Origin of the sequence: Halomonas gemina (genome assembly GCF_023554995.1) — a bacterium.
GTDB classification, from domain to species: Bacteria; Pseudomonadota; Gammaproteobacteria; order Pseudomonadales; family Halomonadaceae; genus Halomonas; species Halomonas gemina.
Map to the genome: position 1 here is coordinate 225134 of NZ_JAMJPK010000005.1, position 19084 is coordinate 244217.

The window sequence follows — 19084 nt, forward strand, 5'->3', positions numbered from 1 at the left end:
CGAGACGATGGCAGTGGGCGAGACACGTTTTCCGGAGATGCCGGTGATCGAGGGGTTGCGGCTGGGCACCGCCAGGGCCGGGATCAAGAAGCCCGATCGCCGTGACCTGGTGGTGATCGAGATCCCCGAGGGGGCCAGGGTGTCCGGGGCCTTCACCCGCAATGCCTTCTGTGCGGCGCCGGTGACGGTGGCCCGCGAGCACCTGGCCGCCTGCACGGCGCGCGGGGAAGGGGCACGTTACCTGGTGATCAACACCGGAAATGCCAATGCCGGTACCGGCGAGACGGGACTGCGAGATGCCCGTGCGACGTGTGCCGAGCTGGCACGGCTGGCCGGGGTGGGCGAGCAGAGCGTGCTGCCGTTCTCCACCGGGGTGATCGGTGAACCGCTGCCCATGGAACGGCTGCTGGCGGGCCTGCCCGCGGCCCTGCAGGCCCTCGACGATGGGCCAGCCGCCTGGCGAGAGGCCGGTGAAGGGATCCTGACCACCGATACCCGGGCCAAGGGCGCCAGCGTGACCCTGGCGCTGGGCAACGAGACGGTGACCATCAACGGCATCGCCAAGGGCTCGGGGATGATCCGTCCCGACATGGCCACCATGCTGGCCTTCGTGGCCACCGATGCGGCGCTGGCGCCGGTGCTGCTCGACCAGCTGCTGCGCGAGGCGGTGGAGCGCTCCTTCAACTGCATCACCGTGGACAGCGATACCTCGACCAACGATGCCTGCCTGTTGATCAGTACCGGGCGTGGTGCCGTAGTGGAAGACGAGGCGGACCTGGCCATCTTCCGCAACGGCCTGCAGCGGGTGATGACTGAACTGGCCCAGGCGGTGGTCCGCGATGGCGAGGGGGCGACCAAGTTCGTCACCTTGCAGGTCGACCAGGCGCGCAGCCGTCGCGAGGCCCTGGACGTGGCCTTCACCGTGGCCCACTCGCCGCTGGTCAAGACGGCCCTCTATGCCTCTGATGCCAACTGGGGGCGGATCCTGGCCGCGGTGGGGCGTGCCCCCGTCGAGGCATTCGACGTGGACCGGGTCACCATCGACCTGGGCGAGGTGCGCCTGGTCGAGAGGGGCGGACGCGCCCCGGGATACACCGAGGAGGCCGGCAGCGCGGTGATGGCCGGCGAGGAGATCGTCATCCGCATTGCCCTGGGGCGCGGCGAGCAGAGCGCCACGGTATGGACCTCGGACCTGTCCCACGACTACGTGACCATCAATGCCGACTATCGCAGCTGACCGGCGGGGACGGTCGGCAGCCAGACAGCAACCCCGCGCGGCGGCAAGGCCGCGTGGACCAGCGGGTAGGAGTCAATGAACGCAATGGTGAAGAGAAGGGTGCATGTGGCGGCGGCCGCCATCATCAGTGGCGACGGCAGTGAGGTGCTCCTCGCCCGTCGCCCCTCCAACGTCGATCACGGCGGGCTCTGGGAGTTTCCCGGCGGCAAGCTGGCACCCTACGAGACCGGCCTCGAGGCACTGAAACGCGAGCTGCACGAGGAGCTCGGCGTCGAGATCCGGCGGGCACAGCCGCTGATCCGCATCCACCACGAATATTCCGACAAGCATATCCTGCTGGATGTGTGGCAGGTGCACGATTTCGCCGGCGAGCCGTTCGGTCGCGAGGGGCAGGCGGTGCGCTGGGTGCCCATGAGCGAGCTGGTGAACTACCCCTTCCCGGCGGCCAACCTGCCGATCCTGCGGGCGGTCATGCTGCCCACCGAGTACCTGATCACCGGGGAGGAGGCCGACGAGGGGCGGTTCATCGAGCGACTGGCCCGCGCCCTCGACGAGGACGGGGTGCGCCTGATCCAGCTGCGCGGCAAGTCGCTGGGGGAGGCGGACTACCTGAAGCGCGCCGAGCAGGCCCTGGCGCTGTGTCATCAGCGGGGCGCCCGCCTGGTGCTCAATGGCGAGCCATCGCTGTTGGAGGCCGTGCCCGCCGATGGCATCCACCTGACCAGCGACCGGCTGATGAGCCTGGAGCGACGCCCGCTGCCCGAGGGAAAATGGCTCTCCGCCTCGACCCATGATCGGCGGCAGCTGGATCAGGCACGCCGCATCGGCTGCGACTTCGTGACCCTCTCGCCGCTGCGCACCACCCCCTCCCACCCGGAAGTGGCGCCGATCGGCTGGCACGACTTCCAGCAGCTGGTGGAGCACGCCGGCATGCCGGTCTTCGCCCTGGGCGGCATGACGCGCTTCGATGCTCATCATGCCCGCGCGGTAGGGGCCCAGGGCATCGCCTCGATCCGCGATTTCTGGAAGTAAGCGCCAAGCGCCGAGCTACAAGCAAACCCCGAGGCCATTGCCTCGGGGTTTGCTTTTGCGTGGCAGCACTCCACATTTTTGGCGGCTTGGCGGCTTGGCGGCTTGGCCGCTCGCGCCTAGCGTGGTCAGTCCCGATAGCGCCGCGTCAGATCCCCATAGGCGTCGATGCGGCGGTCCCGGAGGTAGGGCCAGATGCGCCGCACCTCCTCGCTGCGCGTCATGTCCAGCGTCACCAGCATCCGTTCCGCCTCCTGGCCGGCATGGGCGAGCAGCTCGCCCTGGGGGCCGCAGATGAAGCTGCCGCCCCAGAAGTCGATGCCCGGCGTGGCGCCGGATGGGTCCGGCTCGTGGCCGACCCGGTTGGCGACGATCACCGGCAGGCCATTGGCCACGCCATGGCTGCGCTGGATCAGGGTCCAGGCCTCCTTCTGCCGCTGCTTCTCCGGGGTGTCGTCCGGCGGATGCCAGCCGATGGCGGTGGGGTATAGCAGCAGCTCCGCGCCGGCCAGCGCCATCAGCCTTGCCGCCTCCGGGTACCACTGGTCCCAGCACACCAGCACGCCCAGGCGTCCCAGTGAGGTGTCGATCGGCTGGAAGCCCTGGCCGCGGGCGTCGTCCTGGTCCCCGGGAGTGAAGTAGAACTTTTCATAGAAACCCGGATCGTCGGGGATGTGCATCTTGCGGTAGTGGCCCACGCGGCCGCGGTCACGGTCGTAGACCACGGCGGTATTGTGGTAGAGGCCGGCCGCACGGCGCTCGAAGAGCGACCCCACCAGCACGATGTCGAGCTCCTTCGCCAGGCTCGCCAGCCGCGTGCCGCTCGGCCCGTCGAGCGGCTCGGCCAGGTCGAAGACCTCGGTCTCCTCGGTCTGGCAGAAGTAGTGGGTGGCATGCAGTTCCTGCAGCATGACCAGCTCGGCGCCGGCGGTGGCTAGCTCGCGGATGCCGGCCTCGCTCTCGGCGAGACTCCGGGCCTTGTCGGGCCAGGCGGGCTGCTGGACCAGGCCCACCTTCAGGGTGCGGGACATGAGGCTCTCCTTGTGGGTCAGGGGCGGGGCGTGTCGGCCAGGCTGCCCTGGGGCAGCTGCATGGTCAGGCAGTGCAGGCTGCCGTGCTGGCGGATCACGCTCAGGCAGTCGATGGGGATGATGTCGCGGCCCGGGAAGGCCTCGCCCAGGGTGGCGAGGGCCCGGCTGTCGGTGGCGTCGCCATAGGCCGGCACCAGCACGGCGCCGTTGATGATCAGGAAGTTGGCGTAGGTCGCCGGCAGTCGGTGGCCATCCACCGGGTCATGGCAGGGCCGCGGCCAGGGCAGGGCAACCAGCCGGTAGGGCTCGCCGTCGGCGCGCCGCAGGGCGCGCAGCTCGGCCTCCAGGGCAGCCAGTGCCGGGTAGTGGGGGTCGGCCGGGTCGTCGCACCGCACATAGGCCAGCGTGGCCGGATCGCAGAAACGCACCAGGGTGTCGACATGGCTGTCGGTATCGTCTCCCTCCAGGTGGCCGTTGGCCAGCCACAGCACCCGCGTGATCCCGAGCTCGGCCGCCAGGCGCGCCTCGATCGCCGTCCTGTCGAGATCGGGATTGCGGTTGGGGTTGAGCAGGCAGGCCTCGGTGGTCAGCAGGGTGCCTTCGCCATCGGTGTCGATGGCGCCGCCCTCGAGCACCAGGTCGCGGGATGCCACCGGGCAGGCGAAGCTGCCGGCGTCTGCCAGGCGGCGCGTCAGGGTGTTGTCGCGGGCGGCCTCGAACTTGCCACCCCAGCCGGTGAAGCGGTAGTCGAGCAGCAGCGACTCGCCGTCGCGCGCCACGCCGAGCGGGCCATGATCGCGGGTCCAGGTGTCGTCGGCGGGAGCGACCACCAGCCTCAGGCGGGTGGCCTCGACGCCGAGGCAGGCGAAGCGGTGGGCCAGGTGGCTGCGGGTTGCGGCATCCGGCACGGCGACCAGCACCACCTGGTAGCGGGCGATCGCCACCACCATGGCCTCCAGCGTCGCCTCGATGCGTTCGAGCAGCGGGGCCCAGTCGCTGTCGGGACTGGGCCAGGTGAGGAGCACGGCATCCTGAGGATGCCATTCGGGGAGCAGGCGATGGGCCATGGGCGGGTCTCGTGCAGGTCGTCTCGGGTCGTGCCGGCGCAATGTAGGTCGTCGCCGGCAATGATGCAATGATCGCGCAAACGCGCGGCGCCGGCGATGCAGCAGATGCCAAAAAACCGTACCATGGGCGCCCGCCGACAAGGAATGTGCCCATGTTCGACCGTCTTCCCTTCCTGATCGGGCTGCGCTACGTGCGCGCCAAGCGTCGCAACCACTTCATCTCCTTCATCTCACTGACCTCCATGCTGGGGCTCATGCTGGGGGTCGCGGTGCTCATCCTGGTGCTCTCGGTGATGAATGGCTTCGACCACGAGCTGCGCACCCGGGTGCTGGGCATGGTGCCGCACACCAAGATCGAGGCGCCGGGCGGGCTCACCGACTGGCAGCCGCTGGCCGAGCGCCTCATTGAGCGCGAGCGGGTGATCGGCGCCGCCCCCTATGTCGAGCAGCAGGGCATGTTCTCGGTGGGTGGGCGCAACGAGGGCGCCATGGTCATCGGCATCGAGCCCGAGTGGGAAGGCCGGGTGTCGATCATCGATGAGAACATGAGCAACGGTAGCCTCGACGACCTCACCCCCGGCGAGTGGAACATCGTGCTCGGCTCGATCCTGGCGCGTCGCCTGGGCGTCGGCGTGGGCGACCGGGTGACGCTGCTGGTGCCCGAGGCCTCGATCACCCCGGCCGGGGTCTTCCCGCGGCTCAAGCGCTTCACCGTGAGCGGCATCTTCAGCGTCGGGGCTGACCTGGATGCCTCCCTGGCCTATGCCCACATCGACGACATGCAGACTCTGGCACGGCTGGGCGACGCGGTCGGCGGCCTGCGCCTCGAGCTGGACGACCTCTTCGCCGCGGGCAGCGAGACCCGGGCGATCATCGATGAGCTGGGGTCAGGCTTCCGCGGGCTCGACTGGACCTACTCGCATGGCAACCTCTTCCAGGCCATCCAGATGGAGAAGCGCATGATCGCGCTGCTGCTGACGGTGATCATCGCCGTGGCGGCCTTCAACATCGTCTCCACCCTGGTGATGGTGGTGACCGACAAGCGGGCCGACATCGCCATCCTGCGCACCATCGGCGCCACGCCACGCTCGATCATGGGAATCTTCATCGTCCAGGGGCTGGCGATCGGGGTGATCGGCATCCTGGTGGGCGTGACCCTGGGCGTGCTGCTGGCCTGGACCGTGTCGGACCTGATTGGCTGGGTGGAGAGCACCCTGGGTATCCACTTCCTCGATGCCGGCGTCTACTTCATCAGCAACCTGCCGTCGCGCCTGATCTGGAGCGATGTGGGCAATATCGTCTCCGCGGCCTTCGTGCTGACCTTCCTCTCCACCCTGTACCCGGCCTGGCGCGCCGCCCGGGTGCAGCCTGCCGAGGTGCTGCGCTATGAGTGAGACCGCCATGACCCAAGGCGACGTCACGCCCTCCGCGGGGCAGGTGATGCTCGAATGCCGTGACCTAACCCGGGTCTATCGCGAGGGACCGCGGGACCTCACCGTGCTGGATGGCCTGACGATGCAGGTCCTGGCCGGCGAGCGGGTGGCCGTGGTCGGCAGCTCCGGCTCCGGCAAGACGACCCTGCTCAACCTGCTGGGCGGACTGGATCGCCCGAGTCGCGGCGAGGTGCGCATCGCCGGCGAGTCGCTGCTGGAACTGGGTGACGCCGACCTGGGGCGCTTTCGCAACCGTCGGATCGGCTTCGTCTACCAGTTCCACCATCTGCTGGCGGAGTTCACCGCCCTGGAGAATGCCGCCCTGCCGCTGATCGTGCGCGGCCAGCGCAAGCGGGTGGCCGAGGAGCGCGCCCGGCAGCTGCTGGCGCGGGTCGGCATGGCCGAACGCGCCGACCACAAGCCGGGCGAGCTCTCGGGGGGGGAGCGCCAGCGGGTGGCCATCGCCCGGGCGCTGGTCACCGACCCCAGCCTGGTGCTGATGGACGAGCCCACCGGCAACCTGGACCAGACCACGGCGGCGAGCATCCTGGCGCTGATGGACGAGCTGGCAAGCAGCGCGGCCTGCGCCTTCGTGATCGTCACCCACGACCCGGCGCTCGCCGCCCATCAGGATCGCGTCCTTCGACTCGACGGCGGACGCCTGGTCGAGCAGGCCGGGGCCGACTGAGCTGGCACTTCTCTACCTGGTGATTCGGCCTGGCGGCCTCACTCCTCCCGGCCGGCGGTCCGCTGTCGCCGGCGTCGGCGCGCCCGTGCCTTCCAGCTCCGCGAGACCTGCCAGCGCCACACCAGACGGATCACCAGGTTGGCCAGGGCGGCAATCGCCACCGCCGCGACCAGCGAGCCCAGGGCCAGCGTCGGCAGGATCTCCAGCAGCTGCTCGGCGATCCAGCGGGTGGAGACTCGCTCCGGGGCCTGGCGAACCGGTATGTCCAGCAGCCAGGCCCCGAGCCGGTAGTTGCCGTAGAAGATCAGCGGCATCGTCAGGGGGTTGGTGATCCACACCAGGCCGATGGAGAGCGGCAGGTTGCAGCGAACCAGCCAGGCCCCGAAGGCGGCCACCAGCATCTGGAAGGGAATCGGCAGCAGGGCGCTGAAAAGCCCCACGGAGAAGGCATTGGCCACGCTGCGTCGCGTCAGCACCCATAGCGAGGGGTTGCCGATCAGGTGGCTGACGAAGCGCAGGGAGCGTCGGCGCCTGAGGGCATCGGGGTGGGGCAGGTAGCGCTGCAGCAGTCGGCGCGGCATGGACGAGGGGCTCGCGGCTTCCAAACCCGGGCTATTATCCATACAAGTCGCTTGCCTCGCCATGAAGCCCCCTCAATGTGACGCCGCTGGGGGACTGGCGGGTCGTCATGCTTGCCGTTCAGGGACGATGCCATGCAGCTGGGCCTGGCCATTCCCCTGGCACTCGCCGTGCTGGCCGGCGTGCTGGGGGGCCATCTTGCCGTGCCGGGGGCCCTCGAGGCCCTGGCCATCGGCCTGCTGGTTGCCCTGGCCGGTCGCCGAGCGCGCCTCGCGATGGGGCTGGTGGTGGTGGCCCTGGTGGCGGTCCAGCTGCTGATGGTGCGCGGCGGCGAGCTCGCCCCGGGGCTGACCCGTCAGGACCTGCGGCTGGAGGGGCGGCTGACCGCGGTGACCCGGGACGAGCGGCTGGCGCGACTGATGCTGGAGGTCACCGAGTGCCGCCCCCTGGCAGAGACATTGCCCGATTGTCGCGACCTCGAGCGGGTCCGGCTCTCCTTCTTCGACGCCCCGGCCATGGTGCCCGGCGAACGCTGGCAGCTGACGGCTCGCCTGCGTCCGCCCTCGGGCTTCGCCAACCCCGGCACCTTCGACTATCGCGGCTGGCTGTGGCGGGAGGGCATCCAGGCCAGCGGCTATGTGCGCCGCGAGCCACCTCCTCGCCGCCTGGCCTCCGCCCCCTTCTCGCTGCACCGGCTGGCGCTGGCCCACCTCGACGAACAGGCGCTGGCACCACGCCACCGGCGCTGGCTGGCGGCCCTGACCCTGGGGGCGAGCGAGCGGCTGGAGACGCGCGACTGGGACCTGCTCAACGCCACCGGCACCACCCACCTGATGGTGATCTCGGGGCTGCACGTGGGGCTGGTAGCCGCCTTCGCCCTGTGGCTGGCAAGGGGGCTTGCCCGGCTGGTCACCCCCGGGGGATGGCGCCTGGCGGTGTGGCCCTGGTGGCTGTCGGCTGCGGCGGCGGTAGGGTATGCCGGCCTGGCCGGCCTGGAGCCCCCTGCGCTTCGCGCCATGATCATGACCCTGGTAGGGCTCTGGGTGGCCAGCGGGCGCCATTCGCCCGGCCCCTGGCAGGCCTGGTGGCTGGCCCTGGCGCTGGTGCTGCTGGCCGACCCCCTGTCGGCCTGGCGTCCCGGCCTCTGGCTGTCGTTCGCCGCCGTGGCACTGCTGATCCTCATCTGGCAGGGGAGGGCGCGCCCGCAGGGGGTGAGCGGCTGGCTCCGGGCCCTGGTTCGTACCCAGCTGCTGCTGGCGCCGCTGATGGCCGCCGCCGTGCTGCTGGCCTTCGATCGCCTGGCGCCGGCCGCCCCGCTGCTTAACCTGGTTGCCGTCCCCCTGGTCAGCAGCCTGATGGTGCCCCTGGGGCTGCTTGGCTGGCTGACGGCCTGGCTGCCGCCGCTCTCGGCGCTGTGCTGGACCCTGTTCGGCCTGCTGGCCGACGCCCTGTCAGCGCTGCTGGGCCTGGCCGCCACCTGGCTGCCCCTCTGGTTGCCGTCGCCGTCGCGGGTCGGCCCGCTGGGGCTGGCCCTGGGGCTCGCGGCCCTGCTGTGGGCGCTGCCGGGCCTGGCGGCGCGCCTGCGGCTGGTCGGTACGGCGGCGCTGCTGCTGGTGCCGCTTGGCCTCTCCTCCTCGTCCCCGGTGCCCGCCGAGGGGCTGCTGCGGGTCCGGGTCCACGACGTGGGTCAGGGCCAGCTGGTCGAGCTGCGTACCGCCGGCTATCGCGCGCTCCATGACACCGGGCCGCGCTTCGGTTCCGGCTTCATGCCGCTCGGCTCACTCTGGCCCCCGGGACAGCGCTTCGATGACGTCATCATCAGCCATGCCGACCAGGATCACGCCGGCGGCCTGCCGGCCCTGCGCGAGCAGCACCGGGTGAAGCGCTTCCTGGTGCCGCCCGGCGAGGCCCTCGACGTGCCGACGGAGCCCTGCGTGGCTGGCCGCGAGTGGCGGCGCGATGGCGTGACCTTCCGGATCCTCTGGCCACCGGCCGAGAGCGGCGAGCTTTCGTCCAACGACCGCTCCTGCGTGCTGCTGGCGAGCGTCGGCGAGCGCCACCTGCTGATTACCGGTGATGTGGGCCGCGATATCGAGCGGCGTTTCCTCGCCGAACTCCCTTCGCGGGTCGCTCTGCTGGTGGCGGGGCACCACGGCAGCAGCACCAGTTCCGGCATTCCGCTGGTGCGGCGCCTGTCGCCCCGCCACGTGGTCTTCAGTGCGGCGCGCGACAACCCCTTCGGCCATCCGGCAGCCCCCGTCGTGCGCCGCTTCCGTGACGTCGGCAGCTGCCTGTGGAACACCGCCCTGGACGGTGCCGTGACCCTGTGGCTCGGCGAGAAAACCCGCCCGAGCCTGCGTGCCGAGCGACCGACCGCCTGGCGGCGGGGCGGTGTCGGAGGGGGCTGCCTTGCGTTAGAATCGCCTCACTGACGCCCGGTCTCGGGGCCGGTCATCTGCAAGGGGAAACCGCATGGACATGATGGATGCCCTGATCGCCGGGGGCTGGTTGATGGTGCCGCTGCTGGGTTGCTCGCTGCTGGCCACGGTGATCATCATCGAGCGCCTGTGGACCCTCAGGGCGCGTCGCATCGCCCCCTACGGGCTGGGGCAGGAGGTCTGTCGGCTGGTGGCGCGGGGGCAGGTCAACCTCTACTGGCTGGAAGGGCACTCCCCGCTGGGCGGCGTGCTCGCCGCCGGGCTGCGCAATGCCCGGCTCGGTCACGAGCAGGTGCGTGCGCGGCTCCAGGAGGCGGCCACCGCGGTGATCCATGACATGGAGCGCTTCCTGAGCCCCCTGGGCACCATCGCCGCCATCACGCCCCTGATCGGCCTGCTGGGCACCGTGGTGGGCATGATCGAGGTCTTCGCGGTGATCGTCACCGGCGACGGGGCCAGCCGTACCGCCGACCTGGCCGGCGGCATCTCCCGCGCCCTGGTCACCACCGCGGCAGGCCTCACCGTGGCGATCCCGTCGCTGATGTTCCATCGCTACTTCCAGCGCCGAGTCGAGGACATCACGGTGCGCATGGAGGAGCAGGCCGGACAAGTGGTCGAGTATCTCGCCCACTACCCGGGCGAACTGGTGCTTGCCGAGCGGCACGCTGACGAGTCCCGGCCGGGGGGGCGCGGCGACGAGCAGCTGGAGGCCGATGGGCGTATCGCGCCCAGGGTGAAGCAGCCGTGAGGTTTCCCCGGCGGCGACGCGACCCGGTGGAGGTTAACCTGACCCCGCTGATCGACGTGGTCTTCCTGCTGCTGATCTTCTTCATGGTCTCGACCACCTTCGAGACCCGCCAGGCGCTGGAGCTAGAGCTCCCCGAGAGCGAGAGTGGCCAGGACATGGAGACATCCCCGGTGACCCTGGTGGTGACCGCCGCGGGCGACTACCGGCTGGGCGAGCAGGTCCATACCGCCGGCACGCTGGGCGAGGCGCTGGCCGCCGAGGCCGAGCAGGCCCGCGAATTCGGCCTGGTGGTGGAGGCCGATGGGCGGGCCACCCATGCCGACGTGGTGCGTGTCCTGGACCGTGCCGCCGGCCTGGAGATCCGCCGCGTGCGCATCGCCACCGCGTCGGCCTCAACCCCTCAAGCGGAGACACCGTGATCGAACATTCCGGCTGGACCCTCTACAAGCGCCTGCTGGGCTACGTGAAGCCCTACTGGCGGGCCTTCTCCCTGGCGATCCTCGGCTATGTCATCTATGCCGCCTCGAGCACCGCCCTGGCGGAGATGATGAAGCGACTCATCGACGGTATCCAGAACCCCGATGCCGCCTTCCGGCTCTTCCTGCCGCTGTTCGTGGTGGGGATGTTCGCGGCCCGCGGGCTCGGCACCTTCCTCGGCACCTACTTCATGAGCAGCGTGGCGCGCAACCTGGTGCATGTGCTGCGCTGTGACGTCTTCAACCACATGCTGCACCTGCCGGGACACTTCTTCGATGGCCACTCCACGGGACACCTGATCTCGCGGGTCACCTACCACGTCGAGCAGGTCACCGGCGCCGCCACCAAGGCCGTCACCATCCTGCTGCGCGAGGGCTTCTTCGTCATCGGCCTGGTGGCCTACCTGCTGTGGACCAACTGGATGCTGACCCTGCTGTTCCTGGCCGTGACGCCGCTGATCGGCGGCGTGGTCAGCTATGCCAGCAAGCGCTTTCGGCGCATCTCGCGGCGCATCCAGCGCTCCATGGGCGACGTCACCCACGTGGCCTCCGAGGCGCTCTCCGGCTACCGGGTGGTGCGCACCCACGGCGCCGAGGAGTACGAGAAGGCGCGCTTCGCCGCGGCCAGCGAGGTCAACCGGCGGCAGAGCATGAAGGAGGCGTTGACCAAGGCCACCAGCACCCCGGTGATCCAGCTGCTGGTGGCGCTGTCCCTGGCGGTGCTGGTGTGGCTGGCCATGTCGCCGACCCTGCTGGACGCCATGACCCCCGGCGAGTTCGTGGCCTTCGTCACCGCCGCCGCGCTGATGGCCAAGCCGGTCCGCCAGCTCACCGAGATCAACAGCGAGATCCAGAAGGGCATCGCCGCCGCCGGCGAGCTGTTCGGGCTGCTCGAGGAGCCCCCGGAGAGCGACGAGGGCACCCGTGACCCCGGCCGCCTCGCCGGCCGGGTTCGCCTCGATGGGGTGCGCTTCGCCTACGGCGAGGACCAGCCCGAAGTGCTCAAGGGCATCGACCTGGAGGTGGCACCCGGCGAGATGGTCGCCATCGTCGGGCGCTCCGGCAGCGGCAAGTCGACCCTGGTGGGCCTGCTGCCACGTTTCTATCACCCGACGGCGGGGCGCATCCTGGTCGATGAGGTGCCGCTGGAGGCGTTCCGCCTGCAACCGCTGCGCCGCCAGATTGCCCTGGTCTCCCAGCAGGTCACCCTGTTCAATGCCAGCATCGCCGACAACATCGCCTACGGGATCGCCGACCCCGATCGGGCGGAGATCGAGGCCGCGGCGCGCGCCGCCCATGCCCACGAGTTCATCGAGCGCATGCCGGGGGGCTACGACGCCGTGGTCGGTGAGAACGGCGTGATGCTCTCCGGCGGACAGCGCCAGCGCCTGGCCATCGCCCGGGCGATCTTCAAGGATGCGCCGCTGCTGGTGCTCGATGAGGCGACCTCGGCCCTGGATACCGAGTCTGAGCGGCATATCCAGGCGGCCCTGGAGGAGGTCTGCCGGGGGCGCACCACCTTCGTCATCGCCCACCGCCTCTCGACCATCGAGCGCGCCGACCGCATCCTGGTGCTCGAACAGGGCGAGGTCGTCGAGCAGGGCAGCCATGCCGAGCTGCTGGCGCGGGACGGGGCCTATGCGGCCCTGCATCGGCTGCAGTTCCAGGAGCCGGCCTGATCCATGGCGGGCAGTATCGGCGAGCGCTGGCTGGCGGCGGCCTACCGCGGCGATGCCTGGCTGGTGGCTCTGCGGCCGCTGGAGGCCCTCTATCGGCTGGCCGTGCGGCGTCGCGTCGCGGCCTTTGCGGCGGGCAGGCGGGTCGTCTGGCAGGCGCCGGTGCCGGTGATCGTGGTCGGCAACATCACTCTGGGCGGCACCGGCAAGTCGCCGCTGGTGGCCTGGCTGGCCCGCTTTCTCGTCGAGCGGGGCTGGTCGCCCGGTATCCTGTCGCGGGGCTATGGCGGTCGCAGCGACCGCTATCCGCTGCTGCTGGATGCCGACACGCCGGTCACGGCCTGCGGTGACGAGCCTCGCATGCTGGCGGACCAGGCGGGGGTGCCGGTGGTGGTCGACCCCGATCGCCCCCGGGGCGCGAGGCGACTGCTGGCGGCGGGATGCGATATCCTGATCGGCGATGATGGCCTGCAGCACCTGGCGCTGGGACGTGACCTGGAACTGGTGGTCGTGGATGGCCGCCGAGGCTTCGGCAACGGCCGCTGCCTGCCGGCGGGGCCGCTGCGCGAGCCATTGGAGCGGCTCGACGGGGTGGATGCCGTGGTGGTCAACGGCCAGCCGGCCTTCGCGGCGCCGGCCGGGGCCCATGGCATGACGCTGGTGCCCTCGGCCTGGCGTCGCCTCGGCGACGGCAGGCGGGTGCCGCCCTCGCCGCCACCCTTCGCCGGGCCGGCGCATGCCGTGGCCGGGATCGGTCACCCGGCACGCTTCTTCGCCACCCTGGAGGCGCTGGGCGTGGAGCCGATCCCCCACGCCTTCGCCGACCACCATCGCTTCACGGCGGCCGACCTGGCCTTCGCCGACCGTCGGCCGGTGGTGATGACGGCCAAGGACGCGGTGAAATGTCGTGGGCTGGCGCCCTTCGATAGCTGGGTCCTCGAGGTGGAAGCCCGGCCCGACGCCGCCTTCATCGACTGGCTGCAGACGCGGCTGGTGTTACTCTCAACCCAGGCGGCGCGGCGAACATCCCGTGCCGCCACCTGAAACCCATCCGAGGGGGAGCCATGGACAAGGAACTGCTGGCCATGCTGATCTGCCCGCTGTGCAAGGGCAAGTTGAAGTACAACCGCGAGGCCGGTGAGCTGGCGTGCCATTACGATGGCCTCGCCTACCCGATTCGCGACGGCATCCCGGTGATGCTGCCCGAGGAAGCCCGGCCGATGGACGTCGACGAGAAGCTGCACGACTCTCCCGGTCGCACCGGCGAGTCCTGAGGAGGTCCCATGCAGGAGTTCATCGCCGTCATCCCGGCGCGCTTTGCCTCCTCGCGGCTGCCTGGCAAGCCGCTGGCCGAGATCGCCGGCGAACCCATGGTAGCCCATGTCTGGCGGCGGGCACGGGAGAGCAGTGCCGCCCGGGTGGTGGTGGCCACCGATGACCGGCGCGTCGCCGAGGCACTGGCCCCGTGCGGCGCCGAGGTGCTGCTCACCGCCGACGACCACCCCTCGGGGACCGACCGCCTGGCCGAAGTGGCCGAGCGCCTGGGGCTGGCCGAGGACGCCGTGCTGGTCAATGTCCAGGGCGACGAGCCGCTGATCCCGCCGCTGCTGATCGACCAGGTGGCGGCGCGGCTCTTCGACGATCCCGACGCCTCCATCGCCACCCTGGCCGAACCGATCAGCGACGTCGAGACGCTCTTCAACCCCAATGCGGTCAAGGTGGTGCGTGCGCTCTCCGGTCGCGCCCTCTATTTCTCGCGGGCCCCCATCCCCTGGGACAGGGACGCCTTCGCCCGTCGCCCCGCACTGCTGGAGACCGATGCCTGGCTGCGGCACATCGGCCTCTATGCCTATCGGGCAGGGTTTCTCGCCGACTACCGCGACTGGCCCCCTTCGCCGCTGGAGCGCCTGGAACAGCTCGAGCAGCTGCGTGCCCTCCACCATGGCCATGCCATCCAGGTGGCGCTGGCCCGGGTGCCGCACCCGGCGGGCGTGGATACCGAGGCGGACCTGGCACGGGTCCGTGAACTGCTGCAGCGCTCGGGAGGTCACTGATGCGTGTGCTCTTCGTCTGCCTCGGCAATATCTGCCGCTCGCCCACCGCCGAGGGCGTGTTCCGTCGCCTGCTCGATGAACGCGGGCTGGCTCACCGGGTGGAGGTGGATTCCTGCGGCATCGGCCCCTGGCACGTGGGCAAGGCGCCGGATCCCCGCGCCCAGGAGGCCGCCTCCCGCCGCGGCGTCGACCTCTCCGGGCTGCGCGCCCGGCAGCTCGTCGTTGACGACTTCGAGCGCTTCGACGTGCTGCTGGCCATGGACCATGACAACCTCTCGGCCATCGAGGCGCGGCGCCCGCCGCATAGCCGGGTGCCGGCTCGGCTGTTGCTGGCGTATGCCGGTCATCCTGAGCGCGCCGTGCCCGATCCCTACTTCGGCGGTGACCGGGGCTTCGACGAGGTGCTGGACCTGATCGAGGCGGCCTCCCGGGGCCTGCTCGAGGAGATCGAGGCACACCTGGAGCCGGGGCCTTGAGCCTGGCGCTTTGCGCCCACCACGACCTCTCCCGGGACAATACCCTGGGCCTGCCGTGCCGGGCGGAACGCTTCGTAGCGCCGGCCGGCCGCGACGAGCTGCGCGAGGCGCTGGACCTGGTCCAGCGCGAGGGCTGGCCGCTGACCCTGCTGGGAGGCGGCAGCAACCTGATCCTGCCGTCATGGCTCCCGGGCCTGGTGGTCCGTCCTGCCTTGCGTGACTGGTGGCTGGAAGAGGGTGAGGGCGGTTGCGTCCATGTACATGCCGAGGCCGCGGTGGTGTGGCATGAGCTGGTCATGGCACTGGCCGCCAGGGGGCTCTGGGGCACCGAGAACCTGGCACTGATTCCCGGGCACTGCGGGGCCGCGCCGATCCAGAACATCGGTGCCTACGGCGTGGAACTGAGCGATGTCATCGAGGCGGTGCACCTGGTTCATCTCGACGATGGCCGTGAGGCGATACTCGCGCCACAGGCGTGTGCCTTCGGCTATCGCGACAGTATCTTCAAGGGTGCCCTGGAGGGGCGCGTGGTCATCACCCGGCTGGTGCTGCGCCTGTCGCGCATCCCGCGGCCCCGGCTCGGCTACGGTGACCTGGCCGGCCGGGTGGGCGCCTCGCCGAGTGCGCTGGAGGTGGCCGAGGCGGTCTGTGCGATCCGACGCGAGAAGCTGCCCGACCCGGCCGTGCTGGGCAATGCCGGCAGTTTCTTCAAGAACCCCCTGGTGGCGGCCGACCTGGCCGGGAAGCTGGTGGATGCCCATCCGACGATGCCGCACTTCCCCCAGCCCGATGGTCGGGTGAAGCTGGCGGCCGGCTGGCTGATCGACCAGTGTGGCCTCAAGGGCTGGCGACAGGGGCATTTCGGCGTGCATGAGCGCCAGGCGCTGGTGCTGGTGCACTTCGGCGGTGGCAGTGCGCTGGAGCTGCTGGACTTCGCCGGGCGGGTGGCCGACAGCGTACGCGAGCGCTTTGGCGTGACCCTGGCGCGCGAGCCCCGCCTGGCCGCGCCGGCCCGCATCTTCCCGGCCCTGACATGACAGCGCCCGCAGCCGTGGCTGCGGGCGCTGTCAGTGGTGCAGGCGAGAAGCGGGGGCGTCAGCCCTGCTTGCCCTCCTGGGCCTTAGCCTCCTGCTCGCGACGGCGGATCTCCCGCGGGTCGTTGTGAGCGCGGCGCCGCCGACGGCGGCTGGCGCGGCTCTCCGTCTTCTCCTCGGCCTTCGCTTCCGGCTTGGTGTCGGCTTTCGCCTCTGCGGGCTTCTCGGCCGCTTTCTGCTCTGCCTTCGGTGCCTCCGCCTTGGGCTCGGCCTTGGCTTCGGTAGGCTTCTCGGCAGCTTTCTGCTCCGCCTTCGGCGCCTCCGCCTTGGGCTCGGCCTTCGCCTCGGCAGGCTTCTCGGCCGGCTTCTGCTCGGGCTTCGGCGCCTCTGCCTTGGGCTCGGCCTTCGCTTCGGCAGGCTTCTCGGCCGCTTTCTGCTCCGCCTTCGGCGCCTCCGCCTTGGGCTCGGCCTTCGCTTCGGCAGGCTTCTCGGCCGGCTTCTGCTCGGGCTTCGGCGCCTCCGCCTTGGGCTCGGCCTTCGCCTCGGCAGGCTTCTCGGCCGCTTTCTGCTCGGCCTTCGGCGCCTCCGCCTTGGGCTCGGCCTTCGCCTCGGCAGGCTTCTCGGCAGCTTTCTCCTCCGCCTTCGGCGCCTCCGCCTTGGGTTCGGCCTTGGCGGCCTGACCGCTTGGCTGCTTGGCTGCTTCTGACTCGGCCTGCACCTCGGCGGGCTTGGCGTCGGTGTTTGCCTTGGCGGCAGCGGTTTCGGGGCCGGCCTCGGCTAGCAGGCGCTGCTGCTCGGCCTCGGCCTTGGGGTTGATGGCATGCTTGCGCGTCCGCTGACGCGGGTTGTTGCGTGTGCGCTTGGGCTTGCCGTCATCTACCGGGGTGTCGGCGGCTGCCGGCTTTTCGGCACGCTTGTCGCTCGGCGACTCGGTCGGCTTGTCGCCGCCTCTCTGGCGGCGTGCGTCATCCCGGGGCTTCTCGTCTCGGGGCTTCTGATCACGGGCCTTGTCGTCGCAAGACTTGTCATCACGTGACTTTTCATCACGCGACTTGGGCGCCTCCTGCTGGCGGGCCTGGCGGCCTTCGTCAGGGCGACCGCCGCGACCACGACCGCCGCGGCTGCCGCGATTGTCACGGTTGTCGCTGCCTTCCGTCTTGCCCTCACCACGCTCGCCTTCCTGGCGAGGCGAGCTGCGCCGTTCGTCGCTGCGCGGGCGACGCTGGCGGCCGTTGCGGCCACCGCGCTCGTCGTCGCGCTGAGCGGGCTTGCGTGTGCCCTGCTCGCTACGCGACTCGCCCTGGCGGGCGGAGGGCTTCTGCTCGGTGCCGGCGGGTGCCTCGTCGCTGCCGAGCAGCTTGGCCAGGCCCTTGACCAGGCGACCCAGCAAGCCGGCCTGGGGTTCGGCGACGGGTGGGGCGACCGGTGCCTTGGCCGCGGCCTTGGGTGGCGCCGGGGGCGGAGTCGGGGTCGGGGCCTCTTCCTGCTGCAGGGAGGCGGGCGCCGGTTCGTGGTGGATCACCGTCTTCACGGCGGCCTCGGCGCGCTGGACCGGCTTGCCGAAGGCGGCTTCCGGCTCCTTGCCCACTTCGGTGTCGGTGGAGAGTTCGAAGCTGGACAGCGTCGTGGTCCCTTCCTCGTCGACGTGGTCGTCGCGCAGGCGCTGGACATCGTAGTGGGGCGTGTCCATGTCCGGGTTGGGCAGCATCACCACGCGCACGCCCTGGCGGCGCTCGATCTCGGCCAGCACGGCGCGCTTCTCGTTGAGCAGGTAGGTGGCCACCGGCACCGGCAGGATGGCGCGGATCTGGGCGCTACGCTCCTTCATGGCCTCTTCCTCGATGAGGCGCATGATGGAGAGCGAGATGGAACGCACATCGCGGATGGTGCCCTGGCCATCGCAGCGCGGGCAGACCACGCCGCTGGTCTCGCCCAGCGAGGGGCGCAGGCGCTGTCGGGACATCTCCATCAGGCCGAAGCGGGAGATGCGGCCGATCTGCACCCGGGCACGGTCGAGCTTGAGCGCGTCGCGCATGCGGTTCTCGACCTCGCGCTGGTTGCGCGCCGGGCTCATGTCGATGAAGTCGATCACCACCAGGCCGCCGATGTCGCGCAGGCGCAGCTGGCGGGCGATCTCGTCGGCCGCCTCCAGGTTGGTCTGCAGGGCGGTCTCCTCGATGTCGCTGCCGCGGGTGGCGCGCGCCGAGTTGATGTCGATGGAGACCAGTGCCTCGGTGTGGTCGATGACGATGGAGCCGCCGGAGGGAAGCTTGACCTCGCGCTCGTAGGCGGTCTCGATCTGCGACTCGATCTGGAAGCGCGAGAAGAGCGGGACCTCGTCGACGTAGAGCTTGATCTTCTGCTGGTATGAGGGCATCACCTGACGGATGAAGGACAGGGCCTCCTGATGGACCTGCTCGCTGTCGATCAGCACCTCGCCAATGTCCTGGCGCAGGTAGTCGCGCATGGCGCGGATGATGACGTTGGATTCGCGGTAGATCAGGAAGGGCGCCGGGCGCTTGCCGGCCTCCTCGGTGATCGACTCCCATACCTGCACCAGGTAGTCCAAGTCCCACTGCAGCTCCTCGGGGGAGCGGCCGATGCCCGCCGTGCGCACGATCAGGCCCATCTTGTCGGGCACGGTGAGCTGGCTCATGGCCTCCTTGAGCTGGCTGCGCTCCTCGCCCTCGATGCGCCGCGAGATCCCGCCGGCCCGGGGGTTGTTGGGCATCAGCACCAGGAAGCGACCGGCGAGGCTGATGAAGGTGGTCAGGGCGGCGCCCTTGTTGCCGCGCTCTTCCTTGTCCACCTGCACGATGACTTCCTGGCCCTCCTTGAGCACCTCCTTGATGCTGGGGCGGCCCGAGGGCTCCTTCAGGAAGTAGTCGCGGGAGACCTCCTTGAGCGGCAGGAAGCCGTGACGGTCGGCACCGAAGTCGACGAAGGCAGCTTCGAGGGAGGGTTCCACCCGGGTGATCTTGCCGCGGTAGATGTTGGCTTTCTTCTGTTCACGGGCACCGGACTCGATGTCCAGGTCGTAGAGGCGTTGTCCATCGACCAGCGCGACACGCAGCTCTTCGGGCTGGGTCGCATTGATGAGCATCCGTTTCATGTCGTC

17 protein-coding genes are annotated in these 19084 nt (G+C 70.3%); 13 read left to right on the top strand and 4 right to left on the bottom strand.

All coding sequences use genetic code 11. The annotated features are described in order from the left end of the window. Positions 1 to 7 precede the first annotated feature (7 nt). Together argJ and M8009_RS12560 are read left to right on the top strand one after the other, a co-directional pair. A complete protein-coding gene (gene argJ, locus M8009_RS12555; RefSeq protein ID WP_250061612.1) occupies positions 8 to 1237 on the top strand; it encodes a bifunctional glutamate N-acetyltransferase/amino-acid acetyltransferase ArgJ in 1230 nt (409 codons plus the stop codon). A gap of 84 nt (positions 1238 to 1321) precedes the next feature. Next, a complete protein-coding gene (locus M8009_RS12560) occupies positions 1322 to 2269 on the top strand; it encodes a Nudix family hydrolase (protein ID WP_250061614.1) in 948 nt (315 codons plus the stop codon). A 125-nt stretch (positions 2270 to 2394) separates the two neighbouring features. On the opposite strand, the gene M8009_RS12565 is transcribed toward M8009_RS12560, so the two are convergent. Further along, complete coding sequence (locus M8009_RS12565; RefSeq protein WP_250061616.1) at positions 2395 to 3297, bottom strand: carbon-nitrogen hydrolase; 903 nt, start codon at positions 3295 to 3297, stop codon at positions 2395 to 2397. Positions 3298 to 3314: 17 nt separating this feature from the next. Beyond that, positions 3315 to 4364: an agmatine deiminase family protein gene (locus M8009_RS12570; protein WP_250061618.1), complete on the bottom strand. Its 1050-nt coding sequence runs from the start codon at positions 4362 to 4364 to the stop codon at positions 3315 to 3317. A 152-nt stretch (positions 4365 to 4516) separates the two neighbouring features. Between M8009_RS12570 and M8009_RS12575 the strand changes: the two genes are divergently transcribed. Further along, the gene (locus tag M8009_RS12575; protein WP_250061620.1) at positions 4517 to 5758 is read left to right on the top strand and encodes a lipoprotein-releasing ABC transporter permease subunit; all 1242 of its coding nucleotides are present in this window, start codon (positions 4517 to 4519) and stop codon (positions 5756 to 5758) included. Beyond that, on the top strand, positions 5751 to 6485 hold the full coding sequence (locus M8009_RS12580) for an ABC transporter ATP-binding protein (RefSeq protein WP_250061622.1): 735 nt from the start codon (positions 5751 to 5753) through the stop codon (positions 6483 to 6485). The genes M8009_RS12575 and M8009_RS12580 overlap by 8 nt, the downstream gene beginning before the upstream one ends. Positions 6486 to 6523: 38 nt before the next feature. Here M8009_RS12580 and M8009_RS12585 read toward each other — a convergent pair whose 3' ends face one another. Next, entirely contained in the window at positions 6524 to 7066 is a 543-nt protein-coding gene (locus tag M8009_RS12585) for a DUF2062 domain-containing protein (RefSeq protein ID WP_250061624.1), read from the bottom strand. Between the two features lie 132 nt (positions 7067 to 7198). On the opposite strand from M8009_RS12585, the gene M8009_RS12590 reads away from it, so the two are divergent. The 9 genes from M8009_RS12590 to murB are packed head-to-tail and all read left to right on the top strand — an operon-like array spanning position 7199 to position 15969. Then, positions 7199 to 9496 carry a DNA internalization-related competence protein ComEC/Rec2 gene (locus M8009_RS12590; protein WP_250061626.1) on the top strand — a complete coding sequence of 766 codons (2298 nt, stop codon included), beginning with the start codon at positions 7199 to 7201 and terminating at the stop codon, positions 9494 to 9496. A gap of 40 nt (positions 9497 to 9536) precedes the next feature. Then, positions 9537 to 10250, top strand: a complete 714-nt coding sequence (locus M8009_RS12595; RefSeq protein WP_250061628.1) for a MotA/TolQ/ExbB proton channel family protein — start codon at positions 9537 to 9539, stop codon at positions 10248 to 10250. Next, positions 10247 to 10669, top strand: a complete 423-nt coding sequence (locus M8009_RS12600; protein WP_250061630.1) for an ExbD/TolR family protein — start codon at positions 10247 to 10249, stop codon at positions 10667 to 10669. Before M8009_RS12595 ends, M8009_RS12600 begins: the two co-directional genes overlap by 4 nt. Then, positions 10669 to 12405 carry a lipid A export permease/ATP-binding protein MsbA gene (msbA, locus tag M8009_RS12605; protein WP_250061935.1) on the top strand — a complete coding sequence of 579 codons (1737 nt, stop codon included), beginning with the start codon at positions 10669 to 10671 and terminating at the stop codon, positions 12403 to 12405. The genes M8009_RS12600 and msbA overlap by 1 nt, the downstream gene beginning before the upstream one ends. A gap of 3 nt (positions 12406 to 12408) precedes the next feature. Then, entirely contained in the window at positions 12409 to 13446 is a 1038-nt protein-coding gene (lpxK, locus tag M8009_RS12610; RefSeq protein ID WP_250061632.1) for a tetraacyldisaccharide 4'-kinase, read from the top strand. A 20-nt stretch (positions 13447 to 13466) separates the two neighbouring features. Then, a complete protein-coding gene (locus M8009_RS12615; protein WP_250061634.1) occupies positions 13467 to 13676 on the top strand; it encodes a Trm112 family protein in 210 nt (69 codons plus the stop codon). A 9-nt stretch (positions 13677 to 13685) separates the two neighbouring features. Further along, positions 13686 to 14456 (top strand): 3-deoxy-manno-octulosonate cytidylyltransferase, encoded by a 771-nt coding sequence (kdsB, locus tag M8009_RS12620; RefSeq protein WP_250061636.1) that lies wholly within the window; start codon positions 13686 to 13688, stop codon positions 14454 to 14456. Continuing rightward, positions 14456 to 14932 (top strand): low molecular weight protein-tyrosine-phosphatase, encoded by a 477-nt coding sequence (locus M8009_RS12625; protein ID WP_250061638.1) that lies wholly within the window; start codon positions 14456 to 14458, stop codon positions 14930 to 14932. Before kdsB ends, M8009_RS12625 begins: the two co-directional genes overlap by 1 nt. Then, a complete protein-coding gene (gene murB, locus M8009_RS12630) occupies positions 14929 to 15969 on the top strand; it encodes a UDP-N-acetylmuramate dehydrogenase (protein WP_250061640.1) in 1041 nt (346 codons plus the stop codon). Before M8009_RS12625 ends, murB begins: the two co-directional genes overlap by 4 nt. A 58-nt stretch (positions 15970 to 16027) precedes the next feature. Here murB and rne read toward each other — a convergent pair whose 3' ends face one another. Then, the gene (rne, locus tag M8009_RS12635; RefSeq protein ID WP_250061642.1) at positions 16028 to 19078 is read right to left on the bottom strand and encodes a ribonuclease E; all 3051 of its coding nucleotides are present in this window, start codon (positions 19076 to 19078) and stop codon (positions 16028 to 16030) included. Between the last annotated feature and the right edge of the window lie 6 nt (positions 19079 to 19084).

Coding starts and splice junctions, on each gene's coding strand:
- M8009_RS12565 (WP_250061616.1), bottom strand. CDS start 3,297: ATGTCCCGCACCCTGAAGGTGGGCCTGGTCCAGCAGCCCGCCTGGCCC.
- M8009_RS12590 (WP_250061626.1), top strand. CDS start 7,199: ATGCAGCTGGGCCTGGCCATTCCCCTGGCACTCGCCGTGCTGGCCGGC.
- lpxK (WP_250061632.1), top strand. CDS start 12,409: ATGGCGGGCAGTATCGGCGAGCGCTGGCTGGCGGCGGCCTACCGCGGC.
- kdsB (WP_250061636.1), top strand. CDS start 13,686: ATGCAGGAGTTCATCGCCGTCATCCCGGCGCGCTTTGCCTCCTCGCGG.
- M8009_RS12580 (WP_250061622.1), top strand. CDS start 5,751: ATGAGTGAGACCGCCATGACCCAAGGCGACGTCACGCCCTCCGCGGGG.
- M8009_RS12570 (WP_250061618.1), bottom strand. CDS start 4,364: ATGGCCCATCGCCTGCTCCCCGAATGGCATCCTCAGGATGCCGTGCTC.
- M8009_RS12625 (WP_250061638.1), top strand. CDS start 14,456: ATGCGTGTGCTCTTCGTCTGCCTCGGCAATATCTGCCGCTCGCCCACC.
- M8009_RS12615 (WP_250061634.1), top strand. CDS start 13,467: ATGGACAAGGAACTGCTGGCCATGCTGATCTGCCCGCTGTGCAAGGGC.
- M8009_RS12585 (WP_250061624.1), bottom strand. CDS start 7,066: ATGCCGCGCCGACTGCTGCAGCGCTACCTGCCCCACCCCGATGCCCTC.
- rne (WP_250061642.1), bottom strand. CDS start 19,078: ATGAAACGGATGCTCATCAATGCGACCCAGCCCGAAGAGCTGCGTGTC.
- M8009_RS12560 (WP_250061614.1), top strand. CDS start 1,322: ATGGTGAAGAGAAGGGTGCATGTGGCGGCGGCCGCCATCATCAGTGGC.
- M8009_RS12575 (WP_250061620.1), top strand. CDS start 4,517: ATGTTCGACCGTCTTCCCTTCCTGATCGGGCTGCGCTACGTGCGCGCC.
- M8009_RS12595 (WP_250061628.1), top strand. CDS start 9,537: ATGGACATGATGGATGCCCTGATCGCCGGGGGCTGGTTGATGGTGCCG.
- argJ (WP_250061612.1), top strand. CDS start 8: ATGGCAGTGGGCGAGACACGTTTTCCGGAGATGCCGGTGATCGAGGGG.